This is a genomic window from Streptomyces sp. MS191 (assembly GCF_008042125.1).
Classification (GTDB): domain Bacteria; phylum Actinomycetota; class Actinomycetes; order Streptomycetales; family Streptomycetaceae; genus Streptomyces.
The window spans coordinates 1-19,703 of record NZ_RDBI01000070.1 but is presented as its reverse complement, the minus strand read 5'-3'; the positions used below and the strand labels follow the sequence as shown (position 1 = coordinate 19,703).

The following is a 19,703-nucleotide window of genomic DNA, read 5'->3' as shown; positions in this document are numbered from 1 at the left end:
TCGCACCCCCGCCCTCCTCCCCCGGGCCCCGCGCGCACGCGGCCGGCCGGGCCGGCTGGCGCAGCACGCTCTACCGCTGGGACCTGAAGGCGATCCCGTACGTCTTCGTCGCCCCCRTCTTCCTCACCTTCGCGGCCTTCGGCCTCTTCCCGCTGATCTACACGGGCTGGCTCTCGCTCAACCGGGTCGAGCTCGGCGGCACCGCCGAGTGGCGGGGGCTGGAGAACTACAGCTCGCTGGCGACCAGCGAGTTCTTCTGGAACGCGCTCGCCAACACCTTCACCATCGGCGTGATCTCCACCGTCCCGCAGCTCATGATGGCGCTGGGCCTGGCCCACCTGCTCAACTACAAGCTGCGCGGCCGCGGGTTCTTCCGGGTCGCGGRCCTGGCCCCGTACGCGACCTCGATCGCGGCGGCCACGCTGGTCTTCGCCCAGCTGTTCAACACCGACTACGGCCTGATCAACACGGTCCTGGGCTGGGTCGGCTTCGACCCGGTCTCCTGGGAGTCGTCCAAGTGGCCGTCGCAGATCGCCATCTCGGCGATCGTGACCTGGCGCTGGACCGGCTACAACGCGCTCATCTACCTGGCCGCGATGCAGGCCGTGCCGCAGGACCTGTACGAGGCCGCGGCGCTGGACGGTGCCTCGCGCTGGCGCCAGTTCCTCAGCGTCACCATCCCGTCGATCCGTCCGACGATCCTGTTCACCGTCATCGTCTCCACCATCGGCGCCACCCAGCTCTTCGGCGAGCCGATGATCTTCGGCGGCAGCGTCGGCATCAGCGGCGGCAGCGGCAACCAGTACCAGACCCTGAGCCTGCTGATGTACGAGAAGGGCTGGGTGACCGGCGCGCTGGGCCAGGCGTCCGCGATCGCCTGGGTGATGCTGCTGCTCCTGCTGCTGATCGGAGCGGTCCAGGCGCTCGTCGGCCGGGCGAACCGCAAGAAGCTGGGGGCCTGACCTCATGACCCACACCCTCGACGCGAAGCGCGCCGCCGACGGCCGCACGAGGCGCGGCAGGCGCCGTTCGGCGGCCGGCCGCCAGCACCACGCAGGACCGCTGACGTACGTGCTGCTCGGCATCGCCGCCCTGATCTCGCTCTTCCCGCTGTACTGGAACCTCGTCGCCGCCTCCCACTCGGGCGAGCGCGTGGTCTCGCCCCCGGCCCCGCTGCTGCCCGGACCGCGGCTCCTCGACAACCTCACCTTCGCCTGGAACCAGGTCGACATGGGCGAGGCGCTGGTCAACACGACGATCGTCGCGAGTCTCGTCGCCGTGTCCACGGTCCTGTTCTCGACCCTGGCCGGCTTCGCCTTCGCCAAGCTGCCCTTCAGGGGGCGGGGCGCGCTGCTGGCGCTGGTCGTCGCGACGATGACGATCCCGCCGCAGCTCAGCGTGATCCCGCTGTACCAGATCATCACCGACCTCGGCTGGGTCGACCAGCTCCAGTCGGTCGTCCTGCCGTCCCTGGTCGCCGCCTTCGGCGTGTTCTTCATGCGGCAGTTCCTGATCGAGGCGCTGCCCGTGGAGCTGGTCGAGGCCGCCCGGATGGACGGCGCGCACAGCCTGCGGATCATCTGGCACGTGGTGTTCCCGGTGGCGAGGCCCGCGATGGCGGTGCTCGGCATGCTCGTCTTCGTCCAGGCGTGGAACGACTTCTTCTGGCCGTTCATCGCGCTGACCCCGGACGGCAGCCCGACGCTCCAGGTGGCCCTGGCCGGTCTCGGGGCGGGCAACCACTCCGTCGACCAGGCGATCGTGCTGACCGGCGCGCTGATATCCACGCTGCCGCTGCTGCTGGTCTTCGCCGTGCTCGGCAAGCACATCGTGGGCGGCATCACCGCCGGCGCCGTCAAGAGCTGACCGGCCCCTTCCCCCCTGTCCGTACCGCATCCGCATCTTCGCGTTGGGAGCGCTCTCCTATGACCGCGTCCGAGACCCGGCCGCTCACCGCCACCCGTTCCTTCCCCGCCGACTTCCTCTGGGGCTCGGCCACCGCCGCCTACCAGATCGAGGGCGCCGCCCGCGAGGACGGCCGGACGCCGTCCATCTGGGACACCTTCTCGCACACCCCGGGCAAGGTCTTCGAGGGCCACACCGGCGACGTGGCCGTCGACCACTACCACCGGTTCCGGGACGACGTCCGGCTGATGGCCGACCTCGGCCTGAACGCCTACCGGTTCTCCGTCTCCTGGTCGCGGGTGCAGCCCACCGGCCGCGGCCCGGCCGTGCAGAAGGGCCTGGACTTCTACCGCCGGCTGGTCGACGAGCTGCTCGCCGCCGGCATCGAGCCGGCCCTGACCCTGTACCACTGGGACCTGCCCCAGGAGCTGGAGGACGCGGGCGGCTGGCCCGAGCGCGCCACCGCCGAGCGCTTCGGCGACTACGCGGCCCTGGTGGCCGACGCCCTCGGTGACCGGGTGAAGCGCTGGACGACCCTCAACGAGCCCTGGTGCAGCGCCTTCCTCGGCTACGGCTCGGGCGTCCACGCGCCGGGCCGGACGAACCCGGTCTCCGCGCTGCGGGCGGCGCACCACCTGAACCTCGGCCACGGCCTCGCCGTCCAGGCGCTGCGGTCCGCGCTGCCCGAGGGCAGTCAGCTCTCGGTCTCCCTCAACCTGCACGAGATCCGTCCGCTCACCCCCTCGGCCGAGGACATGGAGGCGGCCCGGCGGATCGACGCCGTCGGCAACCGGGTGTGGCTCGGCCCCATGCTGGAGGGCGCCTACCCCGAGGACCTGCTCGCGGACACGGCGCACCTGACCGACTGGTCCTTCGTCCGGGACGGTGACACCGCGACCGCGCACCAGCCGCTGGACCTGCTGGCGATCAACTACTACGCCCCGACGGTCGTCTCGCGGGTCGCGCAGGGCGACGAGAAGCCGCAGGACGACGGCCACGGCAACAGCGAGCACTCGCCGTGGCCGGGCGCGGACGACGTCGCCTTCCACCGGGCGCCGGGCGAGCGCACGGCGATGGGCTGGCCGGTCGACGCGAGCGCCCTGTACGACCTGCTGAGGCGCACGGCGGACCGCTACCCCGGTCTGCCGCTGGTGATCAGCGAGAACGGCGCCGCCTACGAGGACGAGGTCGGCCCCGACGGCACCGTCCACGATCCCGAGCGCGCCGCGTACGTCCACGCGCACCTGGACGCGGTGCACCGCGCGATCGCCGACGGGGTCGACGTGCGGGGCTACTTCCTCTGGTCGCTGCTCGACAACTTCGAGTGGGCCTACGGCTACGCCAAGCGGTTCGGCGCGGTCCACGTCGACTACGACACCCTGGAGCGCACGCCCAAGTCGAGTGCCCTCTGGTACGCCGGGGTGGCCCGGTCGGGCGAGCTGCGCGCCCCCGGCGACGCGTGAGCGGAGGCACCCGACGGCAGGGGGCGGGCACCCGGCGGGGTGCCCGCCCCCTGCCGTGCCGGGGCGGGGGCCGGCACGGCAGTGCTTCGCCAGTCGGGTGACGTGACGGGCCGGGCGGGCATTTCCCCCCGTACCGCGCGAGGGCTCCGCCCTACGGTGGGCCGGTGCAACCCACTTCGCTGTCACGACGGCTGGCCGCCAGTCCGCTGGCTCCCGTCGCCGCCCTGCCCCTGCGGTTCGCCACCGTCGCCCGCCACAACGCGTCCGTCCTGCGGCGCTCGGGGAGCTGGCTGGTGCGGTCCCGGGAGAACGCCTGCTTCACCTACGACCTCACCGCGGTCAACCGCGAGCACCTCGCCTGGTTCACGGCCACCGTCACGGGACGGCCGGTCGCGGAGCTGCGGGAGTACCTCGACGAGGTCGAGGCCGACACCGCGCTGCGGGCCCACATGCGGGAGGTGCTCGCCACCGGCCCGCGGCGCCGGACCTGCGACCACCTGGTGCGTTACGCGCGCCGCGCCGCCGCGTACGCGGTGGTGCGGGCACTGCGGCCCGACCACGTGGTGGAGGCCGGGGTGCACCGCGGCATCACCAGCTGTCTGATCGCCGCGGCGCTGCTGCGCAACGGCCACGGCGGGCTGACGGCCGTGGACTTCGATCCGCAGTCGGGTGAGCTGATCCGGCGGGGTCCCTACGCCGCCGTCGTCGACCGGGTCGTGGACGACTCGGTCGCCGCGCTCGGCAGCGCACGCGTCCGCAAGGGCGGGATCGACCTGCTGGCCCTGGACACGTACGTCGACGCGCGGCACGAGACCGCGGAGCTGGAGGCGGCGCTGCCCGCGCTGACCGACCGTGCGGTGGTCCTGTCGACGACCAGCCACTTCCTGGGCTCGCTGGCGTCCTGGTCGGAACGCGAGCACCGGGCGTTCCTGCACTTCCGCGAGGATCCGGCCGAGCACTGGCACCCCGGGGAGGGGTACGGCGCCTCCTTCCCGGGCGCCGGACAGGGCATGTCCACGGGCGCGCGCGGCGGAGCCACCGGGGACGCCGGGCACGCCCCGCACGCCGCGCCCGCCGGAGGCGCGGCATGAGCCGGGCCGCCGTGGACGTCGGCCGCCGCACGGCGTGGTACGAGCGGTACGAGCGATGGCACGGCCTCGACCGCGCGCTGCACCGCTCCCCCGTCCAGCGGTGGTTCGGGAACCGCGCCGCCGGCCGGCTCGCCGTCCTCGGCTACCACGGTGTCGAGGATCCGGTCGCCTTCGCCGGGCAGCTCGACCGGCTGGCCGGGACCGCCCGGCCCGTCTCGCTCGCCGACGTCGAGGCCGCGGTGCGCGAGGGCGTGCCGCTGCCGCCCCGCAGCGTGCTGGTCACCTTCGACGWCGGCGATCCGTCCGTGCTGGAGCACGGGCTCCCGCTGCTGGCCGAACGGGGCATCCCCGCCGTCTGCTTCGTCATCGCCGGGCTCGTCGGCACCGACGAGCCCTTCTGGTGGGACGAGGCGGCGCATCTGCTCGCGCACGGCGGCGGCTGCCGCGGGCTCCCGGCGGGTCTCACACCGGCGGCYGCGGCCTACGCCCTCAAGCGGCTGCCCGACGCCCGGCGGCGGGCGGCCCTCGCCGAGCTGCGGGACACGGCGGCGGTGCCGGCGCCCCGGGGCCGGCAGCTCACCGCGGCCGACCTGCGGGCGCTGGAGGCCGGCGGTGTCGTGATCGGCAGCCACACCCTGACGCATCCCTGCCTCGACCGCTGCGACGACGCCACCGTGCGGACCGAGGTCGGCACGGCGCACCGCCTTCTGACGGACCATCTGGGGCACCCGCCGACCGCCTTCGCCTATCCCAACGGCGACTTCGACACCCGCGCCGACACCGCGCTGCGGGCGCTGGGCTACCGGTCCGGTTTCCTCTACGACCACGCCCTGAGCGACCCGGCCTCCCAGCYCCCGCTGCGGATCAGCCGGCTGCGGGTGTCGACCCGCACCTCGCCGGACCGCTTCGCGACGGTGCTGTCCGGGCTCCAGCCCGCCGTGTACCGGACCGGCCTCGGTGTGCTCAGAGCCGTGCGGCAGGTGCGCGGACGGCGCTGAGCAGGGCGGCGAGCCGCACGGCCAGCGCGTCGATGTCCTCGGCGCAGCGGCGCAGCACGTCGTACGGCTCGCCGCACGGATCGGGGACCGCGTCGGCTCCCGGTCCGGGCGGGGCCACCGTTCCGCGCCGTGCGGCGGCGCGCGCCACGAGGTCCGGCACGTCCGCGCGGCCGGGGCCGGGGTCGCTTCCCTCCGGGCGGTGGCCCTCGGCGAGGCGGACGAACTCCCGCAGGGTGAAGCAGCGGCGCAGGGCCAGCGGGACCAGGCGCACCGCCGCCTCCCGGTGCTCGCCTTCCATGCCGAGGACCAGCGAGGCGCGCGTGACCATCTCGGTGGTGAGGGGTCTGGGCCGGAACCCCGTTCCGGTGACGCCCAGTTCCGTCAGGACGGACCGGGTGGCGGGGTCCATCCGGTCGCCGGCGGCGGCGCGGGTCCCGGCGCTGGAGACCCGGACCGGGCTGTCCGGGCCGAGTCGGGCGGCGAGGAGGCGTTCGGCGYGCGGGGAGCGGTAGGTGTTGCCCGTGCAGACGAAGAGGACCGTGGTGTCCGGCCCCGGCTCGCCCGTCATCCGCGCGCCCCGGTGTCCTGCGGGTCCTGCGCGTCGCGGCGCCGTGCCTCGGGCCGCGGCGCGGGGAGTTCGCCGTAGGTGCCGTACGAGCCGTACCCGCCCTTGGTGGCCTCGGCCATGCTGAAGACGGTGCCCAGGGTGCGGGCGCCGACGTTCCTGAGGGCGTCCACGGCGGCGCGGACCTGCTCGCGGGAGGTCTTGCCCGCCCGGACGACGAGCAGGGTGCCGTCGGTGAGCGGGGCCAGGCCGACGGTGTCCGCGACGGGCAGCAGCGGCGCGGTGTCGACGACGACGATCTCGTAGGCGGCGGCGAGTTCCCGCAGGACCTCGCCCATCCGCCCGGAGGAGAGCAGTTCGGTGGGGTTCGGCGGCATGGGTCCGCCGGCCAGCACGGCGAGCCCGGCCGGGCCCTGCTGCATCACGTCGGCGGCCGTGGCCTGTCCGATGAGGACGTTGGTGAGTCCGGCGTCCTGGACGAGTCCGAAGGTGCGGGCCACGCACGGCTTGCGCAGGTCGGCGTCGACGAGGCAGGTGGAGATGCCGGCGCGGGCCAGGGAGACGGCGAGGTTGGCCGCCGTGTTCGTCTTGCCCTCGCCGGGCAGGGAGCTGGTGACGGAGATGATCCGGGGCCGCTCGCCGACCTGGGCGAACTGGAGGTTGGTGCGCAGCCTGCGGAACGCCTCGGCGCGCGGCGAGTGGGACGCCTCGCCGACGGTGACCGGCTGGTCCGGGGCGTCGGAGTCGTAGGGGATCGTGGCCAGCGCCGGGAGCGCGGTCAGTTCGCCCAGGGCGTCCGCGGTCTTGACGGTGGTGTCGAGGGTCTCCCTGAGCGCGGCGAGGGCGACACCGAGGAGGAGTCCGCCGAGGAGGCCGACGAGGAGGTTGAGCAGCGGACGCGGCGAGACGGGGACGGTGGGGACGGCCGCTTCCTGGGTCACCCCGAGGGTCACCGGGGACATGGGTGCGGCGGTCTCCCCGCCGGTGGCGATCACCGCGCGCGGCGTCTCCAGGCGCTCGACGACCCGGCCGAAGCGGACGGCGACCGCGTTCGCGGTGCGGGCGGCCCGTCGCGGGTCGGTGTCGGAGACCGTGATGTCGATGAGGACGGTGTTGACGGGCGCCTCGGCCCGGATCCGTCCGGCGAGTTCCTCCGGCGTGGTGGGCAGGCGCAGCTCCTTGACCACCGGCGCGGTCACCTGACGGGTGTTCACGATGTTGGCGTAGGACAGCACCCGGGCCTGCGAGAAGCTCTGCCCCTGGTTGAGCTGCATGGTGTCGGATCCCGTGTGGGTGGCGACGAACAGCTGTGTGCGGGCCTCGTAGACGGGGGTGGACAGCGTGTTGACCCCCCAGGCCGCGAGGGCTCCGAGCAGCAGGCACGCGGCGCAGGCCGGCCAGCGCCGGACCACGACCGTCAGGAAAGCGCGGAGATCCAAGGAACACCCCTCAGCCAGGTCGGGCCGTAGGCCCGACTTTTCCCGTTTACCCATAAGTGCGTGCAGAGCATAGACATGTGATCCGGGGCGTACCGGGCAGCGGTGCCGTGCGTTCATCCGTGCGCGCGCCGCCGGCCGCGGCGGGTACGGCCAAGCGGGCGGTCGGCGGCGTCCGCGTGCGCGTGGCCCGGCGATTCGCCGGGTCCGCTGCCCAACACTGGGGCGGCATCCATCCGCTCCGGTCGATCCGAGGGGCCGCATGTCGTCAGCACCCCGTGTAGCCGTCCTGATGACCAGTCACAACCGGTGCACCAAGACGCTGTCGGCGCTCGCCGCGCTGGAGCGCCAGCGCGACCTGCCCGCCGGGACCGAGCTGCGCACCCACCTGGTCGACGCGGGCAGTTCGGACGGCACGCCCGAGGCGGTCCGGCGCCTGCACCCCGGGGTCCGGCTGCGCGTCGTCGGAACGGACGTCTTCTGGGGCGCGGGCACCCGCATCGCCGCCGGGGACAGCTGCGCCGAAGGCGAGACCCCGTGGACGCACCAGCTCTGGCTCAACGACGACGTCGAGCTCGCCGAGGACGCGCTGGCGGTGCTTCTCGGCACCGCCGAGGAGGTCGGCGAGGACGCGGTGGTCGTCGGCGCGGTCCGGTCCCGCGCGACCGCGCGCACGACGTACTCGGGGCGCCGCAGCCGAGGCCGCGGCCTCGCCCTGGACGTCGTGGAGCCGACCGGGCGGCCCGAGCCCTGCGACACGTACAACGGCAACGTCGTCCTGCTCCCCCGCGCGGTGCGTGAGCGGGTCGGGGACGTCGACCGCGTCTTCCCGCACGGCATGGGCGACTACGACCACGGCTTCCGGGCCCGCAGGGCGGGCGTCCGCCTGTACGTGGCGCCGCGGCACGTCGGCCTGTGCGAGTCCAATCCGCCGCTCACCGGGTCCCGTGAGCCCGGCATCGGGGTGCGCGCGGCCCTGCGCCGGGTCACCTCGCAGCGCGAACTGCCGCCCCGCCAGTGGTGGACCTACTGCCTGCGGCACACCTGGCCCTGGGCCCCCCTGCTGATGGTCTCGCCCTACCTGCGGACCGTCCTGCGCGCGGCGGCGGCGCGGTGACTCCGAGCCTCCTCCTCTTCGCGGGCACGGGGCTGCTCGTCCTCGGCGCGCTCACCGTGCTCTTCGTCCGGGCTCCCGCCACCGGCGTCGCGATCCTGCTGGGGGCCGGGATGTGGCCCGCGGCCCACTCCACGACGGTCGTCCACCTGGGCGTCAGCCTCACCCCGCAGGATCTGCTGGTGTGCTGCGCGCTGGCGGCGACGGCGGTCCGCCTCGTACGCCATCCGCCACGTCCCCACCTCGTGCTGCTGCTCCTCGGCTTCATCCTGCTGCTGACCGCCTTCTCGTTCCTGACCGGGGCCGCCCTGTTCGGACCGCAGGCCGCGGGCAACGACCTGCGCGTGCCCTTCCTCTACGTCTTCGGACTCGCCCTGTACGGCATCTCGTCGGGCTTCGACGAGCGGCTGGTACGACGGCTCTGCGTGGTCTGGGTGGCCGCGGCCTGCGTCGAGATGCTGCGGGCCGCGGCCTGGTGGGCGCGGCACGGCATCGGCTCGGCCGTCGGACAGGTCGTGATCGACGGCGTACCGAGCGAGTCCCGGGCGCTGTCGGCGCCGGAGGCGCTGGTCATCGCCCAGGCCGCCGTGATCCTGCTGTACACCACCCGGCTCGGCGCCCGTCGCCATCTGCTCACGGCTCCCCTGCTGCTCACGGTGGTCCTGCTGCAGCACCGGACGGTGTGGCTGGTGACCGCCGTGATGCTGGCCTGCTGGCTGTGCACGGGCGGCGGGCCGGCGCGGGCGGGCCGGCGCGGGCTGCGGCTCTGGCTCGCGGCGGCCGGCCTCTGCACCGGGCTGTACGCCGTCACGACCGGCCTCCTCGGGCGTTACGGCACCGACCTGGCCGTCTCCGCCTCCGACAGCGGCACCCTCAGCTGGCGCACGGCGGGCTGGTACGAGCTGCTCGGCACGCTCGACGGTCCCGGCGAATGGCTCACCGGACGCCCCTTCGGCTCCGGATTCGAGCGCCTCCTCGACGGCGCACTCGTGGGCGTCTCACCGCACAACTACTACCTCCACCTGCTCCTGCGGATCGGCGTGCCGGGCGTGCTCGCCTTCGTCGCCCTGTACGCGACCGCCGTGCGCGGCGTGCTGCGCCGGCCGGGCCCCGCATCCCGTCCGCTGGTCACGCTCGCCTGCGGGCAGCTCGTCTTCGCCATGACCTACCAGTTCTTTCCCGAACAGGGTCTCGTCGTCGGCGTGCTCTGCGCCCTCGCCCTCCGGGGCGGGCCGGACCCCGCGCAGCCGGACCCCGCGCAGCCGGTTCCGGCGTCCGCGACCGCCGTGCCCAGGCCCCTCCCCGCCCTCCCCGTACCGCACAGCTGAGGTGACCCATGCCGACCAAGGTTGCACTGATCACAGGAATCACCGGGCAGGACGGCTCGTATCTCGCCGAACTCCTGCTCTCGAAGGGCTATCTGGTGCACGGCCTCATCCGCCGCTCCTCGTCCTTCTCCACCGGCCGGATCGACCACCTCTACCAGGACCCGCACGAGCCCGACACCCGGCTGCGGCTGCACTACGGCGACCTCGCCGACGGCACCCGCGTCAGCACCCTGCTGGAGCGGATCCAGCCCGACGAGGTCTACCACCTGGCCGCGCAGTCGCATGTCCGCGTCTCCTTCGACGAGCCCGAGTTCACCGGCTCCACGACGGGCCTCGGCACCACCCGGCTCCTGGAGGCGATCAGGATGACGGGGCTGCCCTGCCGCTTCTACCAGGCGTCCAGCTCGGAGATGTACGGCGTCTCGCCGGCCCCGCAGTCGGAGACCACCCCCTTCCACCCTCGCTCGCCCTACGCCTGCGCCAAGGTGTACGCGTACTGGATCACCCGCAACTACCGCGAGGCGTACGGTCTGCACGCCGTCAACGGGATCCTGTTCAACCACGAGTCCCCCCGGCGCGGCGAGACCTTCGTGACGCGGAAGATCGCGACGGCCGCGGCGCGTATCGCCCGCGGCGAGCAGCGCGAGCTGCACCTCGGCAACCTGGAGGCGCGCCGCGACTGGGGCTACGCGCCGGAGTACGTGGACGCGATGTGGCGGATGCTCCAGGCCGACGAGCCCGACGACTACGTGGTGGCCACCGGCACCAGCCACAGCGTGCTCGACTTCCTCACCCTGTGCTTCGAGCACGCGGGGCTCGACTGGGAGCGCCACGTCCGTTTCGACGAGCGCTACCTGCGCCCCACGGAGGTGCCGGACCTGATCGGCGACGCCTCGAAGGCGGAACGGCTGCTCGGCTGGCGCGCTTCGGTCCACACCCCGGAGCTCGCCAGGATCATGGTCGACGCGGAGCTCGGCAGGGAGACCGCTCCGGTGCCGGGCCCGGCCGTGACGTCCGGTGGCACGGCGCACCCGGTGCCGTCGGCGCCGTACGGCGCGGGACTGCCGGTCCCGCCCCGGTGACACCGTCCGACGGCCGGCGGGTCCGGCGCGCGACCCCGGCGCCCGGCCCGGCKCCGGCGACGCGGCACCGCCGGACGGCCTCCCTTCCCGGCGCAGCGTGAACCCCGGGGAGGCCGCCGCGACCCCCGCGGCGGAACCGCCGGACGGCCGCGCCCGTCACGCGCTGCGCGGGCTGCTGTGGAACTACGCGGGCTCCGCGGCCACGATCGTGCTGCAGCTCGCGTACACCGCCTGCACCGCGCGCATCGTGTCGCCCGCCGCGTTCGGGGCGTTCGCGACGGCGGTCGCCGTGTCCGGCGTCCTCGGGTACTTCGCCAACGGGGGCGTCGCCACCTGCCTGCTCACCGCCGAGCGGCTCACCCGGCAGCTGATCACGCTGGTCCTGCGCATCGGCGCGGTCAGCGGGGTGCTGTGCTGTCTGGCCACGCAGGCGGTCACCCCCGTGGTGACCGCGCTCTGGGACATGCCGGACGTGGCCCCGCTGCTGCGGTTGATCGGCCTCCAGTTCCTGGTGCTGCCCGCGGCCCTCGCGGCCACGGCGGCCCTGCGCCGCTGCGGGCGCACGGCGCAGGTCGTCCGGCTCGAACTCGCCGGGAACGCCGTCGGCGCCGCCACCGCTCTCGTGCTGCTCGCTGCCGAATGGGCTCCGTTCGCCCTCGCCGTCCCCGCGCCGCTGGGCACGGCCGTCCTGCTGGCCGGCGCGCTCCGGTTGCTGCGGCGCCAGGACCTGCCGGACGGGGAACGGCCGCGAGCGCGCGGCCTCGTCGACGCGTCGGGCTTCTTCAGCGCCTTCAGCCTCTCCCAGTACCTGTGCAACAACGCCCCGCTCTGGCTGGCCGGGCGCCTCGGTGCCTCGGCCGCCGGGTACCACTCCCGCGCGACACTGTTCACCGCCCTGCCGCTGACGGTGCTCGCGCAGGGCATCGGCCAGGCCGCGACGCCGGTCCTCGCCGCCGACCGCGGGCGGTCCCGGCAGGCCGTGTCCGACGTGCTCTGCCTGGCTTCCGCGATCGGCTTCGTCGGCTTCGGGGTGCTCGCCGGCCTGGGTCCGGCGGCGCTGGACGTGCTGCTCGGCCCGGGCTGGGGCGTGGCCTCCCGGCTGGTGCCGCTGCTGTCCGCCGGGTCGGCGGTGGCGTTGGTCGTACTCGTCGGCGACAACGTCAACCAGGCTCGGGACGACCGGCGTTCGCTGCTCGTCTGCCAGGCCTGGGCCGCCGCGGCGATCGCCGTCGCACTGGCCGCGGTCGTCGCGCGGGACTCGCTCCCGCTGCTGGCCGCCGCGACCCTCGCCGGTCCCCTCGCGGGCCACACGGCGCAGCTGCTCCGCTGGCGGGCGCACGGGGTCGTCGCCCCGGGTCCGCTGCTGCGGGTCCACGCCGTCCACCTCGCGGCCGGCGGGCTGCTGGCCCTGGCCGGGCACCTGGGCGCGGCGGCCGGCGGCTCCCCTGCGCACCGGCTGCTGCTGGGCTGCGCGGCGGTGCTCGCCGTGCTGGTGTGCGCGGCGCCGCTGCGCGCCCGGCTTCCGCTGTACGCCGTGGCCGTCCGCCACGGTCTGCTCCCCCGCCCGTCCCCCTGGAGATCCCGTGGCCGGTCCGCCCCTCGTCCTGCACGTCAGCAATGAACACCCGCCCGTCAGCCCCGACTACGGGTTCCTGCGCGCCTTCCACGAGCTGACCGTCCGGGACGTGCTGCGGCACGAGTGGATCGCCCCGGCCGCGACACCGGACCGGGTGGCGGGGCTGGCCGCCGGGGAGCGGCCGGACCTGGTCTTCGTCCAGTCGCCGCAGCCGCACCCCTGGACGGAACGGGAGGTGGCCGGGCTGCTGCGCGGCCTCGGGTCGCCGCCGGTCGTCGTGTGGGAGGGCGACGCCTGGGGCGGGCGCAAGCGGCTGAAGGCACGGAACCTGGCCTGGCTGCGGCACGCCGACGTCGTGTTCAGCGTGGCGCTCGGCGCGCAGGCGGAGCTGTTGCGGCGGGCCTGCGGCCGTGAGGTGCGCTACGTGCCGCACGTGACGCCGCTCTGCTTCGCGGAGAGTCCCGATCCGGGGAACGCCCCCCGCGGGGTCGCCCTGGTGGGTTCGCGCCTCACGTTCTGCGGTGTCGCACTGATCGCGGACGACGGTCAACGCGGCCGCCTGGCCCGCGCGCTGGCCCGCGTCCCGGGGTGCGAGCTGTCGATCTACGGGCGCGGCTGGCGCGGTCCGCACGCCCGCGGCCCGGTGCCGTACGACGACCAGCTGGCCGTGATGCGGCGGGCGCTGATCACCGTGGGCTGGGACCGCTACCGGGGGCATGCGGGCTACTTCTCCGACCGGCTGCCCATCGCGCTCAGCGCGGGCCGGGTGCACGTCACCTCCCGCCAGCCGGATCTGGACTGGCTGCCGGGACCGGAGAACGGGCTGCATCTGGCGGACACCCCGCGCGAGGGCGCGGAACGGGTACGGGAGCTGCTCGGGACGGACCCCGGCGGTCTCCTGGCCGCCGGGGCCAGGGGCGGTGCGTGGGCCCGTGCCCATCTGACGGAGCTGCACGCGCTGCGGCACATGCTCGCCGGGCGGCTGCCGGTGCCCGCGCCCCGGTCGGGTCCGTGGCCGGCGATCGCCTCGCTCGGCGTGGGGTAGGTCCTGCCCGGGCGGTCGTCCCTGACCCGCGACGACCGCCCGGGCCGCCCTCGGTGGCCGGGGTCAGGTCTTGGGCCGGCCGTCCGGGCGGTAGGCGTTGTAGAGGTGTTCGGGCAGCGGCCGGTCCTCGCGGAGCGCCTTGAGCAGGGCCGGCCCCTGTCCGTCGACCATCTGGTAGTTGCCCCAGCGGTCGGGGTCCTCCACACAGGGGAGGGTCACGATCCGCACCCGGTCGGAGGGGATCCGGCCGGCGCTGTGCATCAGTCCGTACAGCTCGCCGGGGGATTCGAGCCCGGGGTCGGCGGTCAGCGCCGAGGTGGCGGCGTCGAGCAGCGGCCAGAGCCGGGTGGGGCTGGCCAGGGTGCCGGCGTCGCGGAGCTTGTCGAACAGCGAGCGGACGAACTGCTTCTGCCGCTCGATGCGCTGGAGGTCGCTGCCGTCGCTGACCCCGACACGGGTCCGTACGAACGTCAGCGCCTCCTTGCCCTTCACGAGCCGGTGCCCGGGCTGGAGCGTGATGCCGTACTCCGGTTCGCTGACCGGCTCGGTGATCTCCACCTCCACACCGCCGACCGCGTCGACGACCTCCTGGAATCCGGTGAAGCTGACGACGAGGTGGTGGTCGATCCGGATGCCGCTGAAGTCCTCGAAGGTACGGATCGCGCAGGCCGCGCCGCCGAACTGGAAGGCCCAGTTGAACTGGGCGTACTGGGCGCGGCTGCGGCTCCCGTCCGACCGGAGGCAGCGGGGGATCTGCACCATGAGGTCGCGCGGCACGCTCACGGCGGCGGCGCTCTTCCGGTCCGCGGACAGGTGCAGCAGGATCGTCGTGTCGCTGCGCTCGCTGTCCTTGACCGTCTCCAGGTCGGAGCCGAGCAGCAGGATGTTCTGGGCCCGGGGGGCCAGCGACCGGGGTCGGGCCGCCTGGTCGGCGGCCAGCGCCCGGGCCGCGGCGTCGTCGGTACGGATGTTGCCGTCGAGGCGGACGTAGAGCACCGAGGCGGCCGCGGCCGTCGCCACGAGCAGCAGGGCCAGTCCCAGCCCGGCGAGCAGGAGCAACCGGCGCGTGCGCGTCGGGGGTGCCGGGCGGGCCTCGGCCGGTCGGTCAGGGTGTGCCGTGCGTCGTGCCATGGATGAGACCTTCCACGCCGTGGGCGAACCGGGCGGCCATTCCCTCGACCGTGTAGCGCCCGGCGTCCGCCTGGCAGGCACTCCGCAGCCGGTCGAGTTCGCGCGGTGTGCGGAGGAGTCCGGTGACGGCCGCCGCGTACGCCGTCGGGTCGTCGGGGGCGACGAGCGCGTTGCGTCCGCTGTCCAGGTACTCGAACTCGGGCCCGTGGTAGGGCCACGGGCAGGTGATCACGGGGGTCTCCAGGGCGAAGGAGTCCACGGCGCACAGTCCGACGGCGCCCGGCACGAGGAGGACGTCGCAGACGGCACCCAGCCGGGCCTTGTCGCGGTCGCCGACAGGTCCGACGTACACGACGGGTCCCCCGGCCGCCTGGGCGGCCAGGACCAGCGGCCGGTGGGCGCCGTCGCCGGCGACGACGAGCCGGAAGCCGGGCAGCCGGCGGGCGACGCGGGCCGCGGCGTCGAGGAGGAAGGGGATGCGTTTGAGGGCGTCGAGGCCGCCGACGTAGAGGGCGGTACGGCCCGGGGTGAGGCCGTGGCGCTCACGCAGGGACCGCCGTTCGGCCTCGCCCACGGCGGCGCGTGCGGTCGCGAGCGACGTGGTGTCGAGCGCGTTGTGGACGACGGTGACGCGCTGCCGGGGCAGCCCGGCCTCGACCGCGTACGCGCCGCCCGCCTCGGTGTAGGCGAAGAACCAGTCGGCGCGCCGGGTCAGGGCCTCCTTGACGCGCCGGGCGGCCGGCCCGTGCGCCGAGACGTGGGTGCGCCCGTGGCCCCAGAGGCCGATCCGGGGCCGGCGGGCGGCGAGCAGCGGGTAGGTGTGCAGGTGGTGCATCGACTGGGGAAGCACGAGGGCGTCGCTGGTGCGGGCGAGGGCGCCGACCCCGAGCCAGACCAGGTCGCGGCCCGCGACGCGCCGGGCGCGCTGGCGCAGTTCGACCGCGCCGGGCAGGGCGACGGTGTCGCGGCGGGCGGCGGACAGGCCGGTCGGCTGTCCGTGGGCGACGGTCAGCTCGATGCCGCGGGCGTCGAGTTCGTCGCGCAGGCGGGTGAAGAAGGGCAGCCGGTAGGCGGTGAGGTAGGGCACGACCAGACCCACCCGGGGCGCGGTCATGCGATGAGCTCGCGGTAGAGGCCCACCATGCGCGCGGTCCAGGCCCGTTCGCCGTACTGGCGGGTGTAGACCGCGCGGCAGTGCTCGCGCAGCGCGGGGAAGATCCGGTCCGCGGCGTGCAGCGCGTCGGTGAGCGGGGCGTCCCAGGAGGTGACGGCCCCGGTGCCCTCGGACCGGACCGCCGACGGGACCGAGGACCCCTCGAAGGCGAGCACGGGCAGGCCCGCGGCGAGGGCCTCGACGTACACGAGGGGCACGGCGCCCTCGTAGCAGCGGCTGGTGAAGACGGCGCCGTGGTAGCCGGGGAGCAGCGCCCGCAGGGCGTTCCGGTCCAGGGCTCCGAGGAAGCGCACGGCGGCGGGTGCGGCGGCGTGGCAGTCCTTCTCCAGCGGTCCGTTGCCGATGACGTCGAGCCGTACGCCGGCGGGCCAGCGGCGCAGCAGTTCGAGGATGCCCTTCTCCTCGCTGAGCCGGCCGACGTAGACCCAGGCGGGGACCGCCGGCGCCGTGGTGGTGGCCGGTGCCGGGACGAAGTTGGGGATGAGCGCCATCCGGGGCGCGGGGACGCCGGCGCGCCCGTACGTCGCACGGCTCAGGTCCGACAGGACGACCAGGCGGTCGGCGCGGCGCAGCAGCGGGTCGCCGGCCACGCCGCCCCGGGAGGCCCAGGCCAGGGGGAGGGTGGCCAGGCGCGAGCCGCGGTAGCAGCCGTTGCGCAGCCCCGCCCAGCGGTCGCCGTCCGGGCAGCGGGTGCACGGCGCGCCGTCCCGGTAGAGGACGGCGGAGGCGCACAGCGGACGGTAGTTGTGCAGGGTGGCGACGAGCGGGCCGGTCCACCGCGCGGCCCAGGCGCGCCCGAAGTTGGGGAAGAGGTTGTGCACGTGGACCACGTCGGGGGCGAGCTCACGCAGCGCGGGGAGCGGGGTGCGGCCGGGTCCGCCGGCGACGGTGACGGCGCAGCGCAGCGCGTGCAGGGGGCTGGCGGCGAGTTCGTCGGTGCGGGCGGCCACGAGGTGGACCTCGTGGCCGGCCCGGCGAAGCGCCTCGGCCTGGTCGAGCGCCACGGTGTTCTCGCCGCCGGGGACCGCGCCTCCGTAGAAGCTGTGGACCACGGCGATGCGCAGCGGGCGCGGGGCGGGGGTCACGCGCGGGCCCCCTTCCACGCCGCCCAGACGAACCGAGGATGGCCCCAGAGCACGCGGCGGGCCAGCCGGCGCGGCTCGCTGCACAGCCGGAACAGCCATTCGAGACCGTGCTGCTGCATCCAGAGCGGGGCCTGCCGCTTGTTGCCCGAGACGAAGTCGAAGGCGGCACCGACGGCGACGTAGACGGCGGGGTGGAGGGCGGCGAGGCGGGCCGCCTCGTGGTCCTGCTTCGGTGTACCGAGCCCCACCCACACGATCTGGGCGCCGCTGGCGGCGATCCGGTCGGCCTGTGCCCGGCGCAGTTCGTCGGTGACCTCGCAGAAGGGCGGGGCCTCCGAACCGACGATGCGGGCGCGCGGGAAGCGGGCCAGCAGTTCGGCGGTGAGGCGGTCGAGCACCTCGCGGGTGGATCCGAGGAGGTAGTGGGTGAGGTCCGCGTCCTGACCGGTGCGGAAGACGTCGAGGAAGAGGTCGGGTCCGTAGACCCGGACGCGCGGCACGTCGCGGTCGCGGTGCGCGAGCCGGTTGGCCCACACGACCCCCTGTCCGTCGGGCAGGTTGAGCCGCGCCTCGCGCAGGACGCGGCGCAGCTCCGGATCGACGTCGGCCAGGGCCAGGGTGTAGGCGTTGCACAGGTGGACGTCGGCGGGGACACGGCTCCGGGCCAGCCGGAGGACGTGGGACGAGGCGGTCTCGGGGGTCGTGGCGGCCACCGGGATCCCGGCGCACAGCACGGTGGGCAGGGAGGGCTTCGCGGTCATCTTCCTCGTCCTCCGGCCATGTCGACGGCGGTGCCCGGGGCGGCCGGACGGCCGGGCAGGCGCGGGTGGGGCGCGTGCCGGGTGTAGACGGGGACGCGGAGCAGGCCGAGGACCGCGGCCAGGACGCCGGCCGCCACCCAGAGGGCGGCCGTCGGTCCGAGCACACCCCGGTGCAGCAGCAGGCCGACGACGACGCCCGCGCAGGACGCGACGCCGAGGAGGACCGCCGCGCCCGGTGTGGTCAGGCCGAGCCGGCGCAGCCGGTGGGCGATGTGGTCGGTGCCGCCCACGAGCACGGACCGGCCGGCGCGCCGGCGGGAGACCACCACGAGGAGGCTGTCGGCGGCGACGACGGCCGACAGGGCGAAGACGGATCCGGCGGTCGTCAGCGGCTCGTGGCCGTCGTGGACGAGGACGGCGGCGGAGGACAGGACGAATCCGGTGAACAGGGATCCGCAGTCGCCGAGGAAGATCCGGGCCGGGTACCAGTTGTGGATCAGGAACCCGGCGAGCGCGGCGGCCAGGGCGCAGAGCACGAGGGCGAGGCCGTACAGCGACTCCGCCGCCGCGCAGACGCTCAGCCCGAAGGCGGTGACGGCGCCGACCGTGCCCATCGCGCCGTCCGAGTTGTCCAGCAGGTTGAAGGCGTTGGTGACGAAGGTGATCCAGACGACCGCGAGTGCCCCCAGGAGGAGCCCGAACCCGGCGTGGTGCACCACCAGCGTCGCCGCTCCCGCCTCGACGACGAGCCGGGAGCGGGCGCCCATGGGCCGCAGGTCGTCGACGAGACCGAGGACGGCGACGGCTCCGGCGGCCAGGAGGAGTGCCCCGGTGCCGGAACCGAGCGGGACGCCGGTCCACCAGGCGACCAGGCTGACGGCGACCGTGCCGACGGCGACGGCGACGCCGCCGAGGTGGGGGGTGGGCCGGTCGTGGGCGGCCGGACCACCCCACCTCCGGCCGGGGCGCGCGGTGTGGGGGGAGGGTGGTGGCTACCGGTAGGCGCCGAACGCCTTGGTGAACGCCAGCGGCTGCTGCAGGATCGAGGAGCAGGTGGCGTCGGCGTGGTTCACGGCGCCGGCCGCGCACTGCTTGTCGCGGGTCGAGGACCACATGGACAGCCAGCCGATGCCCTTGGACTTGGCGAAGTCGACCAGCTGGGTGGCGTCGTCGACCTTGAAGACCTCCGTCGTGACGTCGTTGACGCCGATCATCGGGGTGACGGCGACGGCCTTCCAGGCGGCCGCCTCGGACAGCCCGAGGACACCCTTGATCTGCGCCTGGGTGGCGGTCGCGGCCTGGATCGCGTACTGGCCCATGTCGCCGCTGTAGGCCGGCCCGTAGTCCATCGCCATGATGTTGACGGCGTCGATGCGGACGCCGTTCCTCTTGGCGTCGGCGAGCAGGTCCACGCCCGGCTGGGTCAGCCCCTCGGGCATGACCGGCAGGGTGAAGGAGACGTTCAGACCGGGACGGGTCTTCTGGAGCTGGGCGATCGCCTGGGAGCGGCGGGTGTTGGCGGCGGTGTCCGGCAGGGCCGCGCCCTCGATGTCGAAGTCGACCTTGGTGAGCTTGTACTGGTCGACGACCTTGCCGTAGGCCGCGGCGAGGTCGGCGGAGCCGGAGCAGTTCAGGGCCAGCTCGTGGCCGGCGGCGCCGCCGAAGGAGACCCGGACGTCTCCGCCCTTGGCGCGCAGGGCGCCGATCTGGGAGGCGACCCGGTCGCTCGCGAGGTCGGTGACGCCGCCCCACAGCGGCGCGCAGGACCCGCCGGAGGTGATGAAGGCGAGGTTGAACTCCTTCACGCCGGTGGCGTCGGCGGTGGCGAGCAGGTCGTAGGCCGGGTAGAGCGAGGTGTCGACGTACGGCGCGTACTTCGCGGCGGCGCCCGGGGTGCCGGTCGCGGTCGCCGTCGGGGTCGGGCTCGCGGTGGCCGTCCTGGTCGGGGT

The 19,703-nt window shown here is 74.6% G+C and carries 18 protein-coding genes; 10 read left to right on the top strand and 8 right to left on the bottom strand.

The genetic code is table 11. From position 1 onward, the window contains the following. The 5 genes from EAO71_RS32930 to EAO71_RS32910 all read left to right on the top strand — a co-directional run. Nucleotides 1-962: carbohydrate ABC transporter permease (locus tag EAO71_RS32930; RefSeq protein WP_261992464.1), on the top strand; the 962-nt coding region annotated here is incomplete at its 5' end. Between the two features lie 4 nt (nt 963-966). After that, nucleotides 967-1,866, top strand: a complete 900-nt coding sequence (locus EAO71_RS32925; protein WP_147981490.1) for a carbohydrate ABC transporter permease — start codon at nt 967-969, stop codon at nt 1,864-1,866. A gap of 59 nt (nt 1,867-1,925) precedes the next feature. Beyond that, complete coding sequence (locus tag EAO71_RS32920) at nt 1,926-3,368, top strand: GH1 family beta-glucosidase (RefSeq protein WP_147981489.1); 1,443 nt, start codon at nt 1,926-1,928, stop codon at nt 3,366-3,368. A gap of 164 nt (nt 3,369-3,532) precedes the next feature. Then, complete coding sequence (locus EAO71_RS32915) at nt 3,533-4,459, top strand: class I SAM-dependent methyltransferase (RefSeq protein ID WP_147981488.1); 927 nt, start codon at nt 3,533-3,535, stop codon at nt 4,457-4,459. After that, a complete protein-coding gene (locus EAO71_RS32910) occupies nt 4,456-5,457 on the top strand; it encodes a polysaccharide deacetylase family protein (RefSeq protein WP_147981487.1) in 1,002 nt (333 codons plus the stop codon). Before EAO71_RS32915 ends, EAO71_RS32910 begins: the two co-directional genes overlap by 4 nt. Here the strand turns inward: EAO71_RS32910 and EAO71_RS32905 are convergent. Together EAO71_RS32905 and EAO71_RS32900 are read right to left on the bottom strand one after the other, a co-directional pair. Next, nucleotides 5,423-6,025 (bottom strand): arsenate reductase/protein-tyrosine-phosphatase family protein, encoded by a 603-nt coding sequence (locus EAO71_RS32905; RefSeq protein ID WP_147981486.1) that lies wholly within the window; start codon nt 6,023-6,025, stop codon nt 5,423-5,425. The two genes, EAO71_RS32910 and EAO71_RS32905, sit on opposite strands and share 35 nt — an antisense overlap. Beyond that, entirely contained in the window at nt 6,022-7,461 is a 1,440-nt protein-coding gene (locus tag EAO71_RS32900; RefSeq protein ID WP_187282924.1) for a tyrosine-protein kinase domain-containing protein, read from the bottom strand. Before EAO71_RS32900 ends, EAO71_RS32905 begins: the two co-directional genes overlap by 4 nt. A gap of 289 nt (nt 7,462-7,750) precedes the next feature. Here EAO71_RS32900 and EAO71_RS32895 point away from each other — a divergent pair, with 289 nt between their 5' ends. The 5 genes from EAO71_RS32895 to EAO71_RS32875 all read left to right on the top strand — a co-directional run bounded on the left by EAO71_RS32895 (nt 7,751) and on the right by EAO71_RS32875 (nt 13,603). Then, entirely contained in the window at nt 7,751-8,575 is an 825-nt protein-coding gene (locus EAO71_RS32895) for a glycosyltransferase family 2 protein (RefSeq protein ID WP_410094223.1), read from the top strand. Next, nucleotides 8,572-9,900 carry an O-antigen ligase family protein gene (locus EAO71_RS32890; RefSeq protein ID WP_147981483.1) on the top strand — a complete coding sequence of 443 codons (1,329 nt, stop codon included), beginning with the start codon at nt 8,572-8,574 and terminating at the stop codon, nt 9,898-9,900. Before EAO71_RS32895 ends, EAO71_RS32890 begins: the two co-directional genes overlap by 4 nt. A gap of 8 nt (nt 9,901-9,908) precedes the next feature. Continuing rightward, entirely contained in the window at nt 9,909-10,982 is a 1,074-nt protein-coding gene (gene gmd / locus EAO71_RS32885) for a GDP-mannose 4,6-dehydratase (protein ID WP_147981482.1), read from the top strand. Between the two features lie 97 nt (nt 10,983-11,079). Continuing rightward, complete coding sequence (locus tag EAO71_RS32880) at nt 11,080-12,603, top strand: oligosaccharide flippase family protein (RefSeq protein WP_187282923.1); 1,524 nt, start codon at nt 11,080-11,082, stop codon at nt 12,601-12,603. Further along, complete coding sequence (locus tag EAO71_RS32875) at nt 12,566-13,603, top strand: glycosyltransferase family protein (protein WP_147981480.1); 1,038 nt, start codon at nt 12,566-12,568, stop codon at nt 13,601-13,603. The genes EAO71_RS32880 and EAO71_RS32875 overlap by 38 nt, the downstream gene beginning before the upstream one ends. A 63-nt stretch (nt 13,604-13,666) precedes the next feature. Here the strand turns inward: EAO71_RS32875 and EAO71_RS32870 are convergent, their stop codons facing one another. From EAO71_RS32870 to EAO71_RS32845, 6 genes are all read right to left on the bottom strand, one after another. Continuing rightward, the gene (locus tag EAO71_RS32870) at nt 13,667-14,734 is read right to left on the bottom strand and encodes an LCP family protein (protein ID WP_147981479.1); all 1,068 of its coding nucleotides are present in this window, start codon (nt 14,732-14,734) and stop codon (nt 13,667-13,669) included. Next, nucleotides 14,709-15,848, bottom strand: a complete 1,140-nt coding sequence (locus EAO71_RS32865) for a glycosyltransferase family 4 protein (protein ID WP_261992463.1) — start codon at nt 15,846-15,848, stop codon at nt 14,709-14,711. Before EAO71_RS32865 ends, EAO71_RS32870 begins: the two co-directional genes overlap by 26 nt. Next, complete coding sequence (locus EAO71_RS32860) at nt 15,845-16,993, bottom strand: glycosyltransferase family 4 protein (RefSeq protein ID WP_261992462.1); 1,149 nt, start codon at nt 16,991-16,993, stop codon at nt 15,845-15,847. The genes EAO71_RS32865 and EAO71_RS32860 overlap by 4 nt, the downstream gene beginning before the upstream one ends. Continuing rightward, entirely contained in the window at nt 16,990-17,754 is a 765-nt protein-coding gene (locus EAO71_RS32855) for a WecB/TagA/CpsF family glycosyltransferase (RefSeq protein WP_147981477.1), read from the bottom strand. Before EAO71_RS32855 ends, EAO71_RS32860 begins: the two co-directional genes overlap by 4 nt. Beyond that, nucleotides 17,751-18,572, bottom strand: a complete 822-nt coding sequence (locus EAO71_RS32850) for an MraY family glycosyltransferase (RefSeq protein ID WP_410094226.1) — start codon at nt 18,570-18,572, stop codon at nt 17,751-17,753. Before EAO71_RS32850 ends, EAO71_RS32855 begins: the two co-directional genes overlap by 4 nt. Nucleotides 18,573-18,746: 174 nt before the next feature. Next, nucleotides 18,747-19,703 (bottom strand): chitinase (locus tag EAO71_RS32845; protein WP_222723608.1); only part of this gene is annotated, 957 nt, incomplete at its 5' end.